The organism is Erwinia sp. QL-Z3 (genome assembly GCF_004551645.1).
Classification (GTDB): domain Bacteria; phylum Pseudomonadota; class Gammaproteobacteria; order Enterobacterales; family Enterobacteriaceae; genus Erwinia; species Erwinia billingiae.
The window spans coordinates 2,822,481-2,840,642 of the sequence record NZ_CP037950.1 but is presented as its reverse complement, the minus strand read 5'-3'; the positions used below and the strand labels follow the sequence as shown (position 1 = coordinate 2,840,642).

Annotated in this window: 15 protein-coding genes; 1 reads left to right on the top strand and 14 read right to left on the bottom strand. The window is 55.1% G+C overall.

The window, feature by feature from the left end; genetic code table 11:
* Position 1: 1 nt before the first annotated feature.
* The 10 genes from cydB to sdhC all read right to left on the bottom strand — a co-directional run bounded on the left by cydB (position 2) and on the right by sdhC (position 12,962).
* Entirely contained in the window at positions 2–1,141 is a 1,140-nt protein-coding gene (gene cydB / locus E2F51_RS13790; RefSeq protein ID WP_134823721.1) for a cytochrome d ubiquinol oxidase subunit II, read from the bottom strand.
* Complete coding sequence (gene cydA / locus E2F51_RS13785; protein ID WP_134823720.1) at positions 1,138–2,721, bottom strand: cytochrome ubiquinol oxidase subunit I; 1,584 nt, start codon at positions 2,719–2,721, stop codon at positions 1,138–1,140. Before cydA ends, cydB begins: the two co-directional genes overlap by 4 nt.
* 552 nt (positions 2,722–3,273) lie before the next feature.
* A complete protein-coding gene (gene sucD, locus E2F51_RS13780) occupies positions 3,274–4,146 on the bottom strand; it encodes a succinate--CoA ligase subunit alpha (protein WP_134823719.1) in 873 nt (290 codons plus the stop codon).
* Positions 4,146–5,312, bottom strand: coding sequence for an ADP-forming succinate--CoA ligase subunit beta (sucC, locus tag E2F51_RS13775; RefSeq protein WP_134823718.1), 1,167 nt, complete (start codon positions 5,310–5,312; stop codon positions 4,146–4,148). Before sucC ends, sucD begins: the two co-directional genes overlap by 1 nt.
* A 107-nt stretch (positions 5,313–5,419) precedes the next feature.
* Positions 5,420–6,643, bottom strand: coding sequence for a 2-oxoglutarate dehydrogenase complex dihydrolipoyllysine-residue succinyltransferase (gene odhB, locus E2F51_RS13770; RefSeq protein ID WP_013201325.1), 1,224 nt, complete (start codon positions 6,641–6,643; stop codon positions 5,420–5,422).
* A gap of 14 nt (positions 6,644–6,657) precedes the next feature.
* Positions 6,658–9,465 carry a 2-oxoglutarate dehydrogenase E1 component gene (gene sucA / locus E2F51_RS13765; RefSeq protein ID WP_013201324.1) on the bottom strand — a complete coding sequence of 936 codons (2,808 nt, stop codon included), beginning with the start codon at positions 9,463–9,465 and terminating at the stop codon, positions 6,658–6,660.
* Between the two features lie 267 nt (positions 9,466–9,732).
* On the bottom strand, positions 9,733–10,449 hold the full coding sequence (locus tag E2F51_RS13760) for a succinate dehydrogenase iron-sulfur subunit (protein ID WP_013201323.1): 717 nt from the start codon (positions 10,447–10,449) through the stop codon (positions 9,733–9,735).
* A 16-nt stretch (positions 10,450–10,465) separates the two neighbouring features.
* A complete protein-coding gene (gene sdhA, locus E2F51_RS13755) occupies positions 10,466–12,232 on the bottom strand; it encodes a succinate dehydrogenase flavoprotein subunit (protein WP_134823717.1) in 1,767 nt (588 codons plus the stop codon).
* Entirely contained in the window at positions 12,232–12,579 is a 348-nt protein-coding gene (gene sdhD / locus E2F51_RS13750; RefSeq protein WP_053146075.1) for a succinate dehydrogenase membrane anchor subunit, read from the bottom strand. Before sdhD ends, sdhA begins: the two co-directional genes overlap by 1 nt.
* A complete protein-coding gene (sdhC, locus tag E2F51_RS13745; RefSeq protein ID WP_013201320.1) occupies positions 12,573–12,962 on the bottom strand; it encodes a succinate dehydrogenase cytochrome b556 subunit in 390 nt (129 codons plus the stop codon). The genes sdhD and sdhC overlap by 7 nt, the downstream gene beginning before the upstream one ends.
* Positions 12,963–13,584: 622 nt before the next feature.
* Between sdhC and E2F51_RS13735 the strand changes: the two genes are divergently transcribed.
* Complete coding sequence (locus E2F51_RS13735) at positions 13,585–14,865, top strand: citrate synthase (RefSeq protein ID WP_013201319.1); 1,281 nt, start codon at positions 13,585–13,587, stop codon at positions 14,863–14,865.
* A gap of 48 nt (positions 14,866–14,913) precedes the next feature.
* Here the strand turns inward: E2F51_RS13735 and nei are convergent, their stop codons facing one another.
* The 4 genes from nei to E2F51_RS13715 are packed head-to-tail and all read right to left on the bottom strand — an operon-like array spanning position 14,914 to position 18,113.
* The gene (gene nei, locus E2F51_RS13730; protein WP_134823715.1) at positions 14,914–15,705 is read right to left on the bottom strand and encodes an endonuclease VIII; all 792 of its coding nucleotides are present in this window, start codon (positions 15,703–15,705) and stop codon (positions 14,914–14,916) included.
* Positions 15,706–15,722: 17 nt separating this feature from the next.
* Positions 15,723–16,388 (bottom strand): pyroglutamyl-peptidase I, encoded by a 666-nt coding sequence (pcp, locus tag E2F51_RS13725; protein WP_134823714.1) that lies wholly within the window; start codon positions 16,386–16,388, stop codon positions 15,723–15,725.
* A gap of 7 nt (positions 16,389–16,395) precedes the next feature.
* Entirely contained in the window at positions 16,396–17,385 is a 990-nt protein-coding gene (locus E2F51_RS13720) for a DUF979 domain-containing protein (protein WP_013201316.1), read from the bottom strand.
* Positions 17,385–18,113, bottom strand: coding sequence for a DUF969 domain-containing protein (locus tag E2F51_RS13715; protein ID WP_013201315.1), 729 nt, complete (start codon positions 18,111–18,113; stop codon positions 17,385–17,387). The genes E2F51_RS13720 and E2F51_RS13715 overlap by 1 nt, the downstream gene beginning before the upstream one ends.
* Positions 18,114–18,162: the final 49 nt, after the last annotated feature.

The window sequence follows — 18,162 nt, the reverse complement described above, 5'->3', positions numbered from 1 at the left end:
ATTAATAGAGAGAATGGGTGTTGTTTTCAATCTGCTCTTTGGTCAGACGACCGAACATTTTGTAGTAACACCAGGTTGTGTAGGCCAGGATAATTGGCACGAAGATAATGGCGGCAACGGTCATGATTTTCAGCGTCAACAGGCTGGAGGTGCTGTCCCACATAGTCAGGCTCATATTCGGCATCGTGCTGGACGGCATGATGAACGGGAACATGGCAACACCCGCAGTGAGGATCACACAGGCCAGCGTTAAGGAAGAGAAGACAAACGCCCAGGCCCCTTTCTCCAGTCGCGAACACAGAATGGTCAACAGCGGCAGCACAACGCCCAGCGCGGGAATGATCCACAGCAACGGTGTCTTATTGAAGTTGACCATCCAGGCACCCGCTTCACGCACCACTTCTTTGCCCAATGGGTTTGAAGCCGCGTTGTGATCCAGCACGCTGGTGACGGCATAGCCGTCGATACCATGCATCACCCAGACGCCGGCCAGTACGAAGCACACCACCATCACCAATGCCGAGATCTGCGCAGCAAGGCGTGAACGCACATGCAGCTCGCCGACGGTACGCATCTGCAGATAGGTCGCACCCTGCGTGAGGATCATGGTCAGGCTGACAATCCCGGCCAGCAGCGCAAACGGATTCAGCAGCTGGAAGAAGTTGCCGGTATAGAACAGGCGCAGATACTCATCCATATGGAACGGCACGCCCTGCAGCAGATTGCCGAAGGCCACGCCAATCACTAACGGTGGCACAAAGCTGCCGATAAAGATCGCCCAGTCCCACATGCCACGCCAGCGGTTATCTTCCAGTTTGGAACGGTAGTCAAAGCCGATTGGCCGGAAGAACAGCGAAGCGAGCACCAGAATCATCGCCACGTAGAAGCCGGAGAACGCAGCGGCATACACCGTTGGCCAGGCGGCAAACAGCGCCCCACCGGCGGTGATCAGCCAGACCTGGTTACCGTCCCAGTGTGGCGCGATGCTGTTGATCATAATGCGACGTTCAGTATCGGTGCGCCCAAGAATGCGGGTCAGCATGCCCACGCCCATATCGAATCCGTCGGCAACGGCGAAGCCAATCAGCAACACGCCAATCAGTGCCCACCAGACGAAACGCAGCAGTTCATAAGTGATCATTGCAGGACTCCTGTCTGAGCATCACGCGCAGCAATACTGGACTGTTCGAAGTGATAGCGTCCGGTCTTCAGGCTGCTTGGCCCCAGGCGCGCAAACTTGAACATCAGATACATTTCAGCCACGAGGAACAGCGTATACAGACCGCAGATCAGGATCATCGAGAACAGCAGATCGCCCACGGTCAGCGAGGAGTTGGCGACCGCGGTTGGCAGCACTTCACCGATGGCCCACGGCTGACGACCATATTCAGCGACAAACCAGCCCGATTCGATGGCAAGCCACGGCAGCGGAATGCCGTACAACGCGCATTTCAACAGGAAAGTACTCTTACCAATGCGGTTACGGATCACTGTCCAGAAGGATCCACCGATAATCAGCAGCATCAGCACGCCCGCGCCGACCATGATACGGAAGGAGAAGTACAGCGGAGCCACGCGTGGAATTGAGTCTTTGGTTGCCTGTTGGAGTTGCGCTTCGCTGGCATCCGCCACGTTTGGCGTGTAGCGCTTCAGCAGCAGCCCGTAACCCAGATCTTTCTTCACATCGTTGAATTCGGTGCGCACAGCAGGATCTTTATTCCCGGAACGCAGTTGCTCCAGCAGGCTGTAGGCCTTCATCCCGTTGCGGATACGCACTTCATGCTGACCCATTAACTCTTTCAGGCCGGTGACTTGCTTGTCCACCGAGCGGGTAGCAATCAGCCCCAGCGCCCACGGAATTTGAATGGCGTATTTATTTTCCTGCGCTTCCTGATCGGGAATACCAAACAGCGTGAACGCGGCTGGTGCCGGCTGCGTTTCCCATTCGGCTTCAATCGCGGCGAGTTTGGTTTTCTGCACGTCACCGATTTCATAACCGGATTCATCACCCAGCACGATCACCGAGAGAATGGCGGCCATACCAAAACTGGCGGCAATGGCAAAGGAGCGTTTCGCAAAGGCGATGTCGCGTCCGCGCAGCAGATAGTAGGCGCTGATACCGAGGATGAACATCGCGCCACAGGTATAGCCGGCAGCCACGGTGTGCACGAACTTCACCTGCGCGACAGGGTTTAAGATCAGCTCGGAGAAGCTGACCATTTCCATACGCATGGTTTCGAAGTTGAATTCGGAGGCGACCGGATTCTGCATCCAGCCATTCGCCACCAGGATCCACAGTGCGGAGAGGTTTGAACCCAACGCCACCAGCCAGGTCACGGCCATATGCTGAACTTTGCCCAGGCGATCCCAGCCAAAGAAGAACAGCCCGACGAAGGTGGATTCGAGGAAGAATGCCATCAGGCCTTCAATGGCCAACGGTGCGCCAAAGATATCCCCGACATAGTGAGAGTAATAAGACCAGTTGGTTCCGAACTGGAACTCCATGGTCAGCCCGGTTGCCACGCCCAGCGCAAAGTTAATGCCAAATAACTTGCCCCAGAACTTGGTCATATCTTTATAGATTTGCTTGCCCGAAAGCACATAGACCGTTTCCATGATCGCCAACAAAAACGCCATACCGAGCGTTAATGGGACGAACAGGAAATGGTACATGGCTGTCAGAGCAAACTGTAAGCGCGATAGTTCGACAATATCAAACATCTTGACTCCTTGCTCCACACACGTGGGTGATGACGCGGTAAGCACGGCTGAGTATCCGTGATACCGGTCAGTACCAGTATTTTAATCCAATTAAACACACAGGTTTCCGCATCATCATGGCGATAAGCCTTGCGGTTTTACCTTGCTGAAAGTAAAGAATTTGTGATGCCAGATTTATTTTATTTAACCAGATACGGGTTTTTCTAATATTGCCTGAGACGCCCGTATTGATGCAGAGCAATTTAATCGAAAAACCTTTTTCTTAGCCAGCTTTAAGAATTGATATAGATCGCACTTATTTGATCTTAATTAAAGTTTAGTGACCTGTTGGTGTGGTAGAGGGGTGAAGTTGTTAATTTATTGTTTTAAATGAACTCTAATTTGAAATAATTAAGTAATAGTTTCCGGTAAAATTTAACGCGGCCAGCTTCCCTAATCTTAGTCAGGTTTCTCAGCTTTGCCTGCGATACACCCTCTTTGGCATCACTTTTTTTGAACACATTAAAAAGGCCACCCGAAGGTGGCCTTAGAAGGTATTCCAGAAAGCGTCAGTTAATTCGGCAGAACCGCTTTAACCGCGTCGCCGATATCGGCCAGGCTACGCACGGTTTTCACGCCTGCAGCTTCCAGCGCGGCAAACTTCTCGTCTGCTGTGCCTTTACCGCCCGCGATGATGGCGCCAGCATGGCCCATACGCTTACCTTTCGGCGCAGTCACGCCCGCGATATAACCGACAACCGGCTTGGTGACGTGCTCTTTGATAAAGGCTGCCGCTTCTTCTTCCGCGCTGCCGCCGATTTCACCGATCATCACAATCGCTTCGGTCTGTGGATCTTCCTGGAACAGTTTCAGGATATCAATGAAGTTTGAACCTGGGATCGGGTCACCACCGATACCGACGCAGGTAGACTGGCCGTAGCCGATGTCTGTGGTCTGCTTAACGGCTTCATACGTCAGGGTACCGGAACGTGAAACGATGCCGATACGGCCTGGCTGGTGAATGTGACCCGGCATGATGCCGATTTTGCAGGCGCCAGGGGTGATCACACCTGGGCAGTTCGGGCCAATCATACGCACGCCAGCTTCATCCAGCTTCACTTTCACCGTCAGCATATCCAGGGTAGGAATGCCTTCCGTGATGGTGATGATCAGCTTAATGCCCGCTTCGATCGCTTCCAGGATACCGTCTTTACAGAACGGGGCCGGAACGTAGATGACCGAGGCGGTTGCGCCCGTTGCTTCTACCGCTTCACGCACGGTGTTGAACACCGGCAGACCCAGATGCTCGGTGCCGCCTTTACCTGGCGTTACGCCGCCAACCAGCTGCGTGCCATAGGCCAGCGCCTGCTCGGAGTGGAAAGTTCCCTGGCCACCGGTGAAGCCCTGGCAGATTACTTTGGTGTTCTTATCGATCAAAATGGACATTATTTACCCTCCGCTGCGGCAACAACGCGCTGCGCCGCGTCACTCAGGCTGGTTGCTGCAATGATGTTCAGACCGCTGTCTGCCAGTTTTTTGGCACCCAGCTCGGCATTGTTACCTTCCAGACGCACCACCACTGGCACGTTCACACCGACTTCTTCAACCGCGCCGATGATGCCATCAGCAATCAGGTCGCAGCGTACGATGCCGCCGAAAATGTTCACAAATACCGCTTTCACCGCGTCGTCAGACAGGATGATTTTGAAGGCTTCGGTCACGCGCTCTTTGGTTGCGCCGCCGCCAACGTCCAGGAAGTTAGCAGGCTGGCCGCCGCTCAGCTTAACGATGTCCATGGTACCCATCGCCAGGCCTGCGCCGTTAACCATACAACCGATGTTGCCTTCCAGTGCCACATAGTTCAGTTCCCACTGTGCAGCCTGCGCTTCACGGGCATCTTCCTGGCTTGGATCGCGCATTTCACGCAGTTCCGGCTGACGGAACAGAGCATTGCCATCCGCAGTCAGTTTGCCGTCGAGGCAGATCAGATCGCCCTGCTTGGTGATCACCAGCGGGTTGATCTCAACCAGTGCCAGATCGCGCTCCAGGAACAGCGTGGCCAGACCCATAAAGATCTTGGTGAACTGGCCAACCTGCTTACCGGTCAGACCCAGTTTGAAGGCCAGTTCGCGGGCCTGATAAGGCTGAGGACCGGTCAATGGATCCAGCGCCATCTGGTGGATCAGGTGCGGGGTTTCTTCCGCCACTTTCTCAATTTCCACGCCGCCTTCGGTCGAGGCCATAAACACCACGCGACGGGTCGCACGGTCAACCACGGCACCCAGGTAGAGTTCCTGGTCGATATCCGTTGCCGCTTCAACCAGGATCTGGTTTACCGGCTGGCCATTGGCATCAGTCTGATAGGTGGTCAGGCGTTTGCCCAGCCAGTGTTCAGCGAAAGCACGGATCTCTTCCTTGCTCTTCACTACCTTCACACCGCCCGCTTTACCACGGCCTCCGGCATGAACCTGACATTTCACTACCCACGGACCGGCGCCAATCTTTGAGGCGGCTTCTTCAGCTTCACGTGGAGTGGTGCAGGCATAGCCGGTTGGTGCCGGTAAACCATACCGTGCAAACAACTGTTTTGCCTGATATTCGTGTAAGTTCATGATGTTCTATCCATTCAGGTCGGAAAAAACTTGGCCGAATCTGGCGGTTGCCAGAGTGTCGGCCACACATAGGGTTGGGTGCAGCACCAGGCCGCACCCGACAGGGATTAAACGTCCAGCAGCAGCCTTGACGGATCTTCCAGCAGCTCTTTGATCGCCACCAGGTAGCTGACGGATTCTTTACCGTCGATCAGGCGGTGATCGTAAGAGAGGGCCAGATACATCATTGGCAGGATCACAACCTGACCATTAACCGCCATAGGACGATCTTTGATCGCATGCATGCCGAGGATGGCACTCTGCGGTGGGTTGATGATCGGCGTGGACATCAGGGAACCGAACACGCCGCCGTTGGTGATGGTGAAGTTACCGCCAGTCAGTTCGTCAACGGTCAGTTTCCCGTCACGGCCTTTCACTGCCAGCTCTTTGATTTTCTTCTCGATATCGGCCATACCCAGCGCATCGATATCTTTCAGCACTGGCGTGACCAGCCCACGCGGGGTGGAAACAGCGATGCTGACGTCAAAGTAGTTGTGGTAAACAACGTCTTCGCCGTCGATAGACGCATTGACTTCCGGGAAGCGTTTCAGCGCTTCAACAACCGCTTTCAGGTAGAAGGACATGAAGCCCAGACGCACGCCGTGACGTTTTTCAAACGCTTCGCCGTACTGCTTACGCAGGTTCATGATTGGCTGCATGTTGACTTCGTTAAAGGTGGTCAACATCGCGGTGCTGTTTTTCGCTTCCAACAGACGCTCGGCAATGCGCTTACGCAGACGGGTCATTGGAACGCGCTTCTCGCTGCGGCCTGGCAGAGCGGCGGCTGGCGCAGAAGGCGCGGCTGCAGCAGGCGCTTTCGCGGCGGCTTCAGGTTTTTTCGCCAGGTGTTTTTCAACGTCTTCACGCGTCAAACGTCCACCGACGCCGGTACCTTTGATGGCGGCCGCGTCGAGGTTGTGTTCAGCAATCAGGCGGCGGATAGCCGGGCTGAGCGCGTCGTTGCTCTCTTCTTCCAGAGAAGCGCTCTGACGCTGTGCCGGGGTAGAATCCTGCTCTTCAACTTTGGCAGAGCTTGCTTTGCCGCCGCTGTTCCCTTCTTTCAGACGACCCAGCGCCTGACGAGAGATAACTGTTGCGCCTTCATCTTCCAGAATCGCTTCCAGCACGCCATCGGCGGTGGCCGGAACTTCCAGAATCACTTTGTCGGTTTCGATCTCTACCAGCACTTCGTCGCGCTGGACAGAATCGCCTGGTTTTTTGTGCCAGGTTGCCACGGTGGCATCGGCAACGGATTCAGGCAGGTCGGGAACGATGATCTCTACGCTACTCATTATTTTTCCTTGAATTAATTAACGTTCAGCGCGTCATTTACCAGATCTTGCTGCTGCTGCTGGTGAACGGACATATAGCCAACTGCCGGCGAGGCGGAGGCGGGGCGGCCGGCGTAACGTAATGAAGCCCCAAAAGGAACCACTTCACGGAAGTGGTGCTGGCTGCAGAACCATGCGCCCTGATTAAGCGGCTCTTCCTGGCACCACACGAAATCATGCACATGCGAATATTGCTGCAGCACATCCTGAACCGCTTTGTGCGGGAACGGATACAGCTGTTCGATACGCACGATAGCGACATCGGTTTGCTCGTTTTTGCGACGCTTGTCCAGCAGATCGTAATAGACCTTACCGGAGCAGAGCACCACACGCTTCACGCCTTTCGGGTCAAGCGCGTCGATCTCGCCAATTGCCGGCTGGAAGCCGCCCGTTGCCAGCTCTTCCAGAGAAGAGACCGCCAGCGGATGACGCAGCAGAGATTTCGGTGACATGACGATCAACGGACGGCGCATACCGCGCAGCGCCTGACGACGCAGCATATGGTAAACCTGAGCCGGCGTTGACGGCACGCAAACCTGCATGTTCTGCTCAGCGCAAAGCTGCAGATAACGTTCCAGACGGGCAGATGAGTGCTCCGGGCCCTGCCCTTCGTAACCGTGCGGCAGCAGCATTACCAGACCGCACATACGGCCCCATTTCTGCTCGCCGGAGCTGATGAACTGGTCGATAACCACCTGAGCACCGTTGGCAAAGTCACCAAACTGCGCTTCCCAGATGGTCAGCGTGCGCGGTTCTGCCGTGGCATAACCGTATTCGAACGCCAGCACCGCTTCTTCAGACAGGACGGAGTCCCAGACTTTGAAGGTGCCCTGACCGTTATGCACGTGCATCAGCGGGGTATAGGTTGAGCCGTTAGACTGGTTATGGATCACCGCATGGCGGTGGAAGAAGGTGCCACGTCCCATGTCTTCACCGGAAAGACGGCACGGAATGCCTTCATCAACCAGCGTGGCATAGGCCAGGTTCTCGGCAGCGCCCCAGTCGAACGGTTTGTTGCCTGCGGCCATCTCAGCGCGATCGTTATAGATCTTCGCCACGCGGGACTGCATTTCAATGGCTTCCGGCACGCTACTGATGCGTTTAGCCAGCTCTTGCAGGCGCTTCAGGTCTAAGGTTTCCTGATAGCTTTCATCCCAGTCATGGTTCAGATACGGCGACCAGGTGAAGGAGTGCAGGCTCATCGGACGCCATTCAGGCACCACGCATTCGCCGGCATCCAGCGCGTCGCGGTACAGGTTGACCATTTCCGTGGCATCTTCCAGGCTGGCAATCTTCTCGCTTTCGAGACGATCGGCATAGAGTTTGCGCGGGGTCGGATGCTTTTTGATCTTCTGATACATCACCGGCTGAGTCGCACTTGGCTCATCCGCTTCGTTATGGCCGTGACGGCGATAACAGACCAGATCGATGAAGACATCACGCTTGAAGGTGTTACGGAAATCCAACGCCAGGCGGGTCACAAAGGCCACCGCTTCCGGGTCATCGGCATTCACGTGGAAGATTGGCGCCAGCACCATTTTACCGATATCGGTACAGTACTGGGTTGAACGGGCATCTTTCGGATTGGAGGTGGTGAAACCAATCTGGTTGTTGATCACGATGCGCACGGTGCCGCCGACTTCATAGCCGCGAGCCTGAGACATGTTCAGCGTTTCCTGAACCACACCCTGACCAATGATCGCCGCATCACCGTGAATGGTGATTGGCAGAACTTTATTGCTGCCCGGCTCGTCGAGACGATCCAGACGCGCACGCACAGACCCCATCACTACCGGGCTGACGATCTCAAGGTGCGACGGGTTAAACGCCAGCGCCAGGTGAACCATGCCGCCCTCGGTTTCTACGTCGGAAGAGAAGCCCATATGGTACTTCACGTCACCGGTACCGAGATGCTCTTTGTGCTTGCCAGCGAACTCGTCAAACAGGTCCTGCGGCTTTTTACCCAGCACGTTGATCAGCACATTCAGACGACCACGGTGGGCCATGCCCAGCACCACTTCACGGGTGCCGCTTTTGCCTGAATGGTGGATCATCTCGTTCAGCATTGGCACCAGTGCATCGCCGCCTTCCAGCGAGAAGCGCTTGGCGCCCGGGAATTTCGCGCCGAGGTAACGCTCAAGGCCTTCGGCTGCGGTCAGCTGTTTCAGGAAACCTTTCTTTTCCGCGGTGGAGAAAGATGCCTGTCCGGCCACCGATTCGATGCGCTGTTGGATCCAGCGTTTCTCTTCGGTGTTGGTGATGTGCATATACTCAGCACCGATCGAGCCGCAGTAGGTCTGCTTCAGCAAGGCGTAAAGATCCGCCAGCTTCATGGTGTCTTTGCCGAAAGCAAATGAACCGACGTTGAAGGTTTCCTGGAAATCCGCTTCGCTCAGATCGTGGAATTTAGGATCCAGATCCGGCACGGATTCATTCTGCCACAGGCCTAACGGATCGAGGTTTGCCAGCTGATGTCCGCGGAAACGAAAGGCGTTGATCAGCTGGAGAACCTTAACCTGCTTGGCATTGGTATCAGGATCGCTTACGGAAGAGGTGTAACGCGTGGCATCTTTCGCCAGACGGCGGAAGTACTCGCGTGTGCTCGAGTGAAATTGTTCCGGTCTGACCCCTTGACCTGGAAGCTGCTGAAAGAGCTCTTTCCAGGCAACATCAACAGAGTCAGGATCAGTTAGATAGTCCTCATAGAGCTGCTCTATGTAGGTCTGGTTCGCGCCGGCCAGCCAGGAGGAGTCCAGCCAGGGTTTCATCGCGCTGTTCTGCATTGTGATCCCTTAAGCATTTTGTGCTTTAGTTCGCCGTGATTATTTAACAGGGCCTTTGCAGGCCCCACGCCGCATAAGCGGCTTGCCCTCGGCTGTGTTCCGCTAACAACGCGGGACGCAGCCTGAAAGTTCATCGATACGAGCGCTGTGCGCGACTGCTGGCGCCCGGGCCCGTAAGGGAACCTTGCAAAGCCAACCCGAAGATAAGCTTGGCAGGGTTTCCTGGTAAAACAACCGGGAACCTCGCGGTTCCCGGATGAGGTGCGCTTATGCGCCTCTTTGCAGCAGCATCGACTTAATGTGGCCGATGGCGCGCGTAGGGTTAAGTCCTTTAGGACATACGCTCACACAGTTCATGATGCTGTGACACCGGAATACGCTGAAAGCATCGTTCAGATTATCCAGGCGCGCATCCGTTTCGGTATCACGGTCGTCGATCAGGAAACGGTAGGCTGCCAGCAACCCAGCCGGACCGATAAATTTGTCCGGGTTCCACCAGAAAGATGGGCAGGACGTTGAGCAGCATGCACACAGGATACATTCGTACAGGCCATCCAGTTTTTCACGCTGTTCCGGCTCCTGCAGATGCTCACGCGCCGGTGGATTTTCCCCATTATTCAATAGGTAAGGCTTAATCTTCTCATACTGAGTGTAGAATTGCCCCATGTCCACCACCAAATCACGGATCACCGGTAAACCCGGTAAAGGACGGATCACAATTTTTTTACTGCCGCCGCCAAGGGCGGAAACAGGTGTGATACAGGCCAGACCGTTTTTACCGTTCATGTTGATGCCATCGGAACCGCAAACGCCCTCGCGGCAGGAGCGACGGAAAGCCAGCGTCGGGTCCTTTTCCTTCAGACGCATCAGCGCGTCCAGCAGCATCATGTCGCGCCCTTCTTCGGATTCCAGGCTGTACTCCTGCATGTGCGGAGCATCGTCAACTTCCGGGTTGTAACGATAAATAGAAAATTCGAGTCTCATCGCTTATCTCCGCAAACTAGTAAGTACGTGCTTTCGGCGGGAACGCCGCGCGCAGTTTCGGCTCCATGTTCACCTCACGGCGAGTCATGCTTTCGCTCTGCGGCAGATACACGCTGTGGCATAACCAGTTTGCATCGTCACGTTCTGGGTAGTCGAAGCGGCTGTGCGCGCCACGGCTTTCGGTGCGGTAGTTCGCCGCGACGGCCGTTGCATAGGCCGTTTCCATCAGGTTATCCAGCTCAAGGCACTCAATACGCTGGGTATTGAAGTCGCTTGAACGGTCATCCAGACGGGCGCCTTTCAGGCGTTCACGCAGAACTTTCAGCTCTTCCAGACCTTTTGCCATCGCATCGCCTTCACGGAACACCGAGAAGTTGTTCTGCATACAGGTTTGCAGGGCTTTGCGCAGCTCGGCAGGATCCTCGCCGGTGGTGTTGTTGTTCCAGCGGTTCATGCGGGCCAGAGACGCTTCGATCTCTTCTTCGGTTGCGTCTTTCAGCTCGCCCTGCTCTTGAATAGATTCCAGCAGGTGCAGACCCGCCGCACGACCAAACACCACCAGATCCAGCAGCGAATTGCCGCCCAGACGGTTAGAACCATGAACCGATACGCAGGCAATCTCACCCACCGCAAACAGTCCTGGCACCAGGGTATCTTCGCCCTTCTCATTTACCGTCAGCGCCTGACCGGTTACGCGGGTCGGAATACCGCCCATCATATAGTGGCAGGTAGGGATAACCGGGATCGGTTCTTTAACCGGATCGACGTGAGCAAAGGTGCGGGACAGTTCCAGAATACCTGGCAGACGCGCTTCCAGCACTTCGTGACCGAGGTGATCCAGTTTCAGTTTGATGTGCGGGCCCCACGGACCTTCGCAACCACGACCTTCACGGATTTCGATCATCATTGAACGGGCAACCACGTCACGACCGGCAAGGTCTTTGGCGTTTGGCGCATAACGCTCCATAAAGCGTTCACCGTGTTTGTTCAACAGGTAACCACCTTCACCACGACAGCCTTCGGTCACCAGCACACCCGCGCCGGCGATACCGGTTGGGTGGAACTGCCACATTTCCATGTCCTGTACCGGTACGCCGGCACGCAGTGCCATACCAACGCCGTCACCGGTATTGATGTGGGCATTGGTGGTGGACTGGTAAATACGTCCTGCACCGCCGGTCGCCAGAACCGTTGCGCGCGCTTTAAAGTAGACGACTTCGCCATCTTCAATATTCAGTGCGGTACAGCCGACAATGGCGCCGTCCGCATTTTTCACCAGATCCAACGCATACCACTCGGAGAAGATAGTGGTCTTGTTTTTCAGGTTCTGCTGATAAAGGGTATGCAATAACGCATGGCCGGTACGGTCAGCCGCCGCCGCGGTACGCGCCGCCTGCTCACCGCCGAAGTTCTTCGACTGGCCACCAAACGGACGCTGATAAATGCGGCCATCGTCCAGACGGGAGAAAGGCAGGCCCATGTGTTCCAGTTCCAGAATCGCTTCCGGTCCGGTTTTACACATATATTCAATGGCGTCCTGGTCTCCGATGTAATCGGAGCCTTTCACCGTGTCGTACATATGCCATTCCCAGTTATCTTCATGGGTGTTACCCAGCGCAACGGTGATACCGCCCTGCGCAGAAACGGTATGGGAACGGGTCGGGAAAACTTTGGACAACAGAGCACAGCTCTGGCCCGATTGGGAAATCTGCAGCGCGGCACGCATGCCTGCACCACCGGCGCCGATTACTACGGCGTCAAACTCTCTTACTGGCAAACTCATTACGCACCCCACACAACAACAGTTCCATAAATGGCATAAACCAACAGCGCAACCACCACCACCAGTTGCAGCATCAAGCGGATAGCAACCGGCTTGATGTAATCCGTCAGTACCTGCCACATCCCAATCCAGCCATGCACCAGAATGGAGAACAGCGTCAGAAGGGTGAAGACTTTGGTAAAGTTGGAGGCAAAGAAGCCACGCCAGATGTCGTACGTCAGGGTTCCTGACATCACCACGAAACCGAGGATGTAGATCACGTATAACGTCATGATCATCGCAGCAGCACGCAGCAGCAGCCAGTCATGAACGCCGTTGCGACCCAATGCAGAAGCGTTGCTTACCATACGAGGACTCCAGCCAGAATTGAAAGCACGACAGTGATACCAAAAGAGATTTGCGCGGAGCGCGTCCCAATTTGCAGCGTTTCACCCAGATATCCGAAGTCCATCAGCATGTGACGAATCCCACCGACGATGTGATACGCCAGTGCGGTTAAAATGCCCCACATGATGAATTTGACAAAGAAGCTGCCCATGACGGCAGAAGCTTGCAGGAAGCCTTCGGGAGATGAGAGTGACAGGCCCAGTAACCAGAGCAGTATACCAACAGCCACAAACGTAATGACGCCAGATACGCGATGGAGAATAGACGCTATTGCAGTAACGGGAAACCGGATCGTGGAGAGATCCAAGTTGACAGGTCTTTGTTTTTTCACGGTTTTGCCCACACAGCCTTTCTTATTTTGCTTCCTCCGGTCCTGAGGGCGGGTCAGACAGCGTTACGGAGAAACTGCGCCAGGCACTAAAACAACAACATCCAGTGTCAAAACGACGCGTACGCAACGCTGGGTGGCTCCTACTGCAGGGTATTCCGGAGACCTGGCGGAAGTATAGGGGGTTCACAAACTCATTACAATTCCCCTACAAACTTCTTGGGCATATTTAGGTGGAACAGTGATCCGACTCACATTTTTCACAATTTATACAAATTTAATTATCTGATTTGACAAAACTTCAACATTCCTGTTACAAACGGACGATCAAAAGTTCTATGATGCACAAAAGTTATGGGGATACACTTTCCCCTAAGCACAAGTTATGTAACATTGATGATATATACGTACAAAGTATCAGGTATCGGTTACCAACAAGTTACGACCAGACCGGATCTTTAACAACCGCGAAACGCAGTACTGTTGTGCCCACCCGGCCTGCGCACGCCCCGTCTCTCTGTACCCTGCACGATACAAGATGCCACAGAGACGACACTGCGCTTTTTTATGCAGGCGCGGACACAATGAGCATTTCGAGTGTCGAAGATCTATAGATAAGGCGCAAAGGAGACAATAAATGGCTGATAAAAAAGCAACGCTAACCCTACCAGGCGAAGCTCCTATTGAACTTGATGTGTTGCAAGGCACGTTAGGCCAGGACGAGATAGATGTACGTACCCTCGGATCCAAAGGGTATTTCACCTTTGACCCAGGCTTCACCTCTACTGCGTCCTGCGAATCTAAAATCACCTACATCGACGGTGATGAAGGTATCCTGCTCCACCGTGGTTTCCCGATCGACCAACTCGCTGTGCACTCCAACTATCTGGAAGTGTGCTACATCCTGCTGAATGGCGAAGCGCCTACCAAAGAGCAGTTTGAAGAATTCAAAACCATCGTAACCCGCCATACCATGATCCATGAGCAGATCCATCATCTGTTCCGTGGCTTCCGTCGTGACTCTCATCCGATGGCGGTAATGTGTGGTGTTACCGGTGCACTGGCCGCGTTTTATCATGATGCGATGGACGTTAACATTGAGCGTCACCGCGAAATTGCGGCATTCCGCCTGCTGTCCAAAATGCCGACCGTTGCGGCGATGTGTTACAAATATTCGATCGGCCAGCCTTTCGTTTACCCACGCAACGACCTGTCTTACGCCGGAAACTTCCTGCATATGATGTTCTCCACGCCGTGCGAAGAGTACGTGGTGAACCCAATTCTGGAACGCGCCATGGATCGTATTTTGATCCTGCATGCCGACCATGAGCAGAACGCCTCCACGTCTACCGTGCGTACCGCCGGTTCTTCTGGCGCTAACCCGTTTGCCTGTATCGCCGCGGGGATCGCTTCCCTGTGGGGACCTGCCCACGGTGGCGCAAACGAAGCGACCCTGCGTATGCTGGAAGAGATCAGCACCGTTGATCACATTCCTGAGTTCGTGAAGCGTGCAAAAGACAAGAACGATTCGTTCCGTCTGATGGGCTTCGGCCACCGCGTGTATAAGAACCACGATCCGCGCGCAACCGTGATGCGTGAGACCTGTCATGAAGTGCTGAACGAACTGGGCATGAAGGACGATCTGTTGGAAGTGGCGATGAAGCTGGAAGATATCGCGCTGAACGACCCGTACTTTATCGAGCGTAAACTCTATCCAAACGTCGACTTCTACTCAGGCATTATTCTGAAAGCGATGGGCATTCCGTCTTCCATGTTTACCGTGATCTTCGCGATGGCGCGTACCGTGGGCTGGATTGCACACTGGAAAGAAATGCACGACGACGGCATCAAAATTGCCCGTCCGCGTCAGCTGTATACCGGCTACGACAAGCGTGACTTCAAATCTGGCACCAAGTAATCCGCCAGACCGCATAAAAAACGCCGCAATCGCGGCGTTTTTTTTTGGTTAATGCTGGCAACCCGGACACCAGTAAAACGGGCGCGACGAAAGCACCGTTTTCTCAATGATGCCGCCGCACCGCTCGCACGGCTGCCCTGCCCGATGAAACACCTTAAAGCTGAACAGCGCGCCGTGATGTTTATTCTCTTTACTGACTCCCCGCGTGAGGTACGAAAGCCGCGGAATGGCCAGTAACGCGTCAGCCAATAGCGCCAACTGCTCTTCGGTCAGGTCCTGCGCTTTATGCTGCGGCGCCAGGCCTGCCAGCCAGAGTATTTCTACCCGCAGATAGTTGCCTAATCCCGCCAGAAAAGCCTGATCCAACAGTAACGCGCTGAACTGACGTCGCCTGAAACGGGGTGAGAGCAACCGCGCTTTAACCTGCTCAGAGGTTAACGTCATATCCAGTACGTCCGGGCCTACGCGCTGCAGAAAAGGATGTGCCATCAGCGTATCCGCATTTAGCAATTCAATCTCTGAGGCGCTGTAAAGCAGAATGGCCTTATCTTCTGCCGCCAGACGAACGCGCAGAATGCGGTTAGTGGCAGGATCAACGCCGCTTTTCGCCACCCGCCAGACGCCATACAGCTGGTTATGGCTGTAAAGCGTCAGGCCATTAGAAAAGTGGGTCAGCATCGCTTTGCCCCGCGTTTCAATCGCCTCAACCCGTTCGCCAAGCAATGCCGGTTCGTAGGTTTTTAGCTGAGGAAAAGCAAACCAGACGTCGGTCAGCGTTTTCCCCTTGATCGCTTTCTCCAGCTTATCCGCCGCGCGGCGGATTTCAGGTCCTTCTGGCATGATTCACCCGTTCAGTCTCAGTGTGTGGCGCCGCCTTCCAGACGAATATCCTTTTCAACGGTCAGCGCAATGCTCAGCGCCATTTCCAGCGCGAGGATCACCGTCGCCGCCGGCATGCTCGCCACGCCAGGATGTTTAACCGCCTGTTCAGGCAGGTAAGGAATATGGATAAACCCACCGCGGATTTTGGTCTTGTTCTTTGCCAGGCTGTTGTATTTTTCCAGATAATGCATCAGCCCGTACATCACGTGATTGCAGACATAGGTGCCCGCCGTCTGAGAGACGGACGCCGGGATCCCCGCTTCGCGGATCCCTTCGACAATCGCCTTAATCGGCAGCGTGGAGAAGTAGGCCACCGGCCCATCCTCGACAATCTCTTCGTCAATCGGCTGATTCCCCAGGTTATCAGGAATGCGGGCATCATCGACATTGATGCCGACGCGCTCGATGGTCACATCGGTACGCCCCCCCGCCTGCCCTACGGCAATCACCAGATCCGGTTTCAACTCTTCAATGGCGGCATACAACGCGGTCAGCGAGTCGCCAAAAGCACAGGGCAGCTGTTTGGCCATCACTTTTGCTCCGCACACCATGCGCTCATGCAGATGGCTGACGGCTTCCCACGACGGGTTCACCAGCTCGCCTCCGAACGGCTCGAAAGCGGTAATCAAAACGGTCTTCATTGTGGCCTCACAGGAACATCATGAAATACAGAAGGAAGATATTGGCTATTAACAATAGCACGCCGGTGGGCACCTGAGCCTTGATCACCGCATTGCGGTCAGGCAGTTCGAGCAGCGCCGCCGGGACAATATTGAAGTTGGCCGCCATGGGCGTCATCAGCGTGCCGCAATAGCCGGAGAACATGCCAATCGCCGCCATGACCGCCGGATTGCCATGGTGTTGCAGCACCAGGATCGGAATACCAATGCCGGCGGTAACAATCGGGAATGCGGCAAAGGCATTGCCCATCACCATGGTCAGCAGCGCCATGCCGATGGCATAGGTGGCAACGGCAATAAAGCGGTTATCTACCGCCAGGTAGGTTTCGGTCAGGTGCGAAATCGCCGTGCCAACGCCGGCGCTGGTGAACAGCAGACCTAAGGTGGCAAGGATTTGCGGCAGAATAAATGCCCAACCGATGGCATCCAGCAGGCGACGCGCTTCCTGCACCGACTGCGCCGGGCCTTCATGGGTGAGTTTCAGGGCGATCAGCCAGCCGATCACGCAGCCGACCATCATTGAGAATAACGTCACCAGCGTGGAGTGATTCCCCGGACCAAACAGCCCTTCCTGCAACCCCGGAATATTATTGAAGGCCAGCACGCCAATCACCGTCACCACCGGGATGGCTAACGCCGGCAGGAACAGTTTGTTGCGTAAGCGCTGAGCGCTTTGCTCTTTCTGCTCTTCGCTGCGCTGATGGTATGAGCCCAGCTTCACGCCGCCCAGACCGGCAATCAACGCCATCACCACCACCATCACGCCTATCACAATGTGCAGTGAACGTGCGCCAAGCAGCTCAACCGCCCAGTCACCGACGAAAAACACCAGCCCGTACAGTGCCCAGAACAGCCCGGTGGTTAAGCGGCGTGGGTTTCCTTTGTCGCGCCAGGACATCACGGCGACCACCAGCAGGATAATTCCCGCCAGCCAGAACAGATATTGTTGCTGGAACATTAGCGGCCTCCCTTCGCTTTCAACGCGGTGTTATTCAGTGCAGACAGTTCTTTGGCAATGGTTTTATCCAGGCGGCGTAAGCGCACGGCGTGGATCAGAAACGCGCAGACAGCGGTCGGAATGCCCCACAGCGCAATATGCAGCGGCTCGGTCTGAATTCCGGCGGATTCCTGCATAAAGTTATGCATAAAGATGATCGCGCCAAAGGCGACAAAGATATCTTCGCCAAAGAACAGGCCGACGTTATCGGTTGCGGCCGACATCGCGCGCAGGCGATGGCGAACGCTGTCAGGCAACTCGCCATAGCGGTTTTCGGTGGCCCCTTCGGCCATCGGTGCCAGCAGCGGACGCACCATTTGCGGATGCCCACCCAGACTGGTCAGGCCCATCGCGGCGGTGATTTCACGCACGAACAGATACACAATCAGCAGGCGTCCGGCTGTGGCGGTTTTAATCTGAGCGATCCACGCCTGGGCCCGCTGCTTCAGACCGTGACGCTCCAGCAGGCCGATAACGGCCAGCGGCAACAACAGGATCAGCGGCAGGTTACGGGTGTTGAGAAATCCTGAGCCCAGCTTTTCCAGAATATCGCCCAGCGGCATATGCGCGGCCAGCCCGGTAATCAGTCCGGAGACGATCACCACCAGCACCGGGTTAAACCGGAGTAAAAAACCGATGACGATGGCCACAATCCCTGCCAGTGGCCACAAATTCACTGCACTTTCCATATACATCCTCCCGGTATTGATAAAAAAAATTCCCCAACCGAGTTGAGGA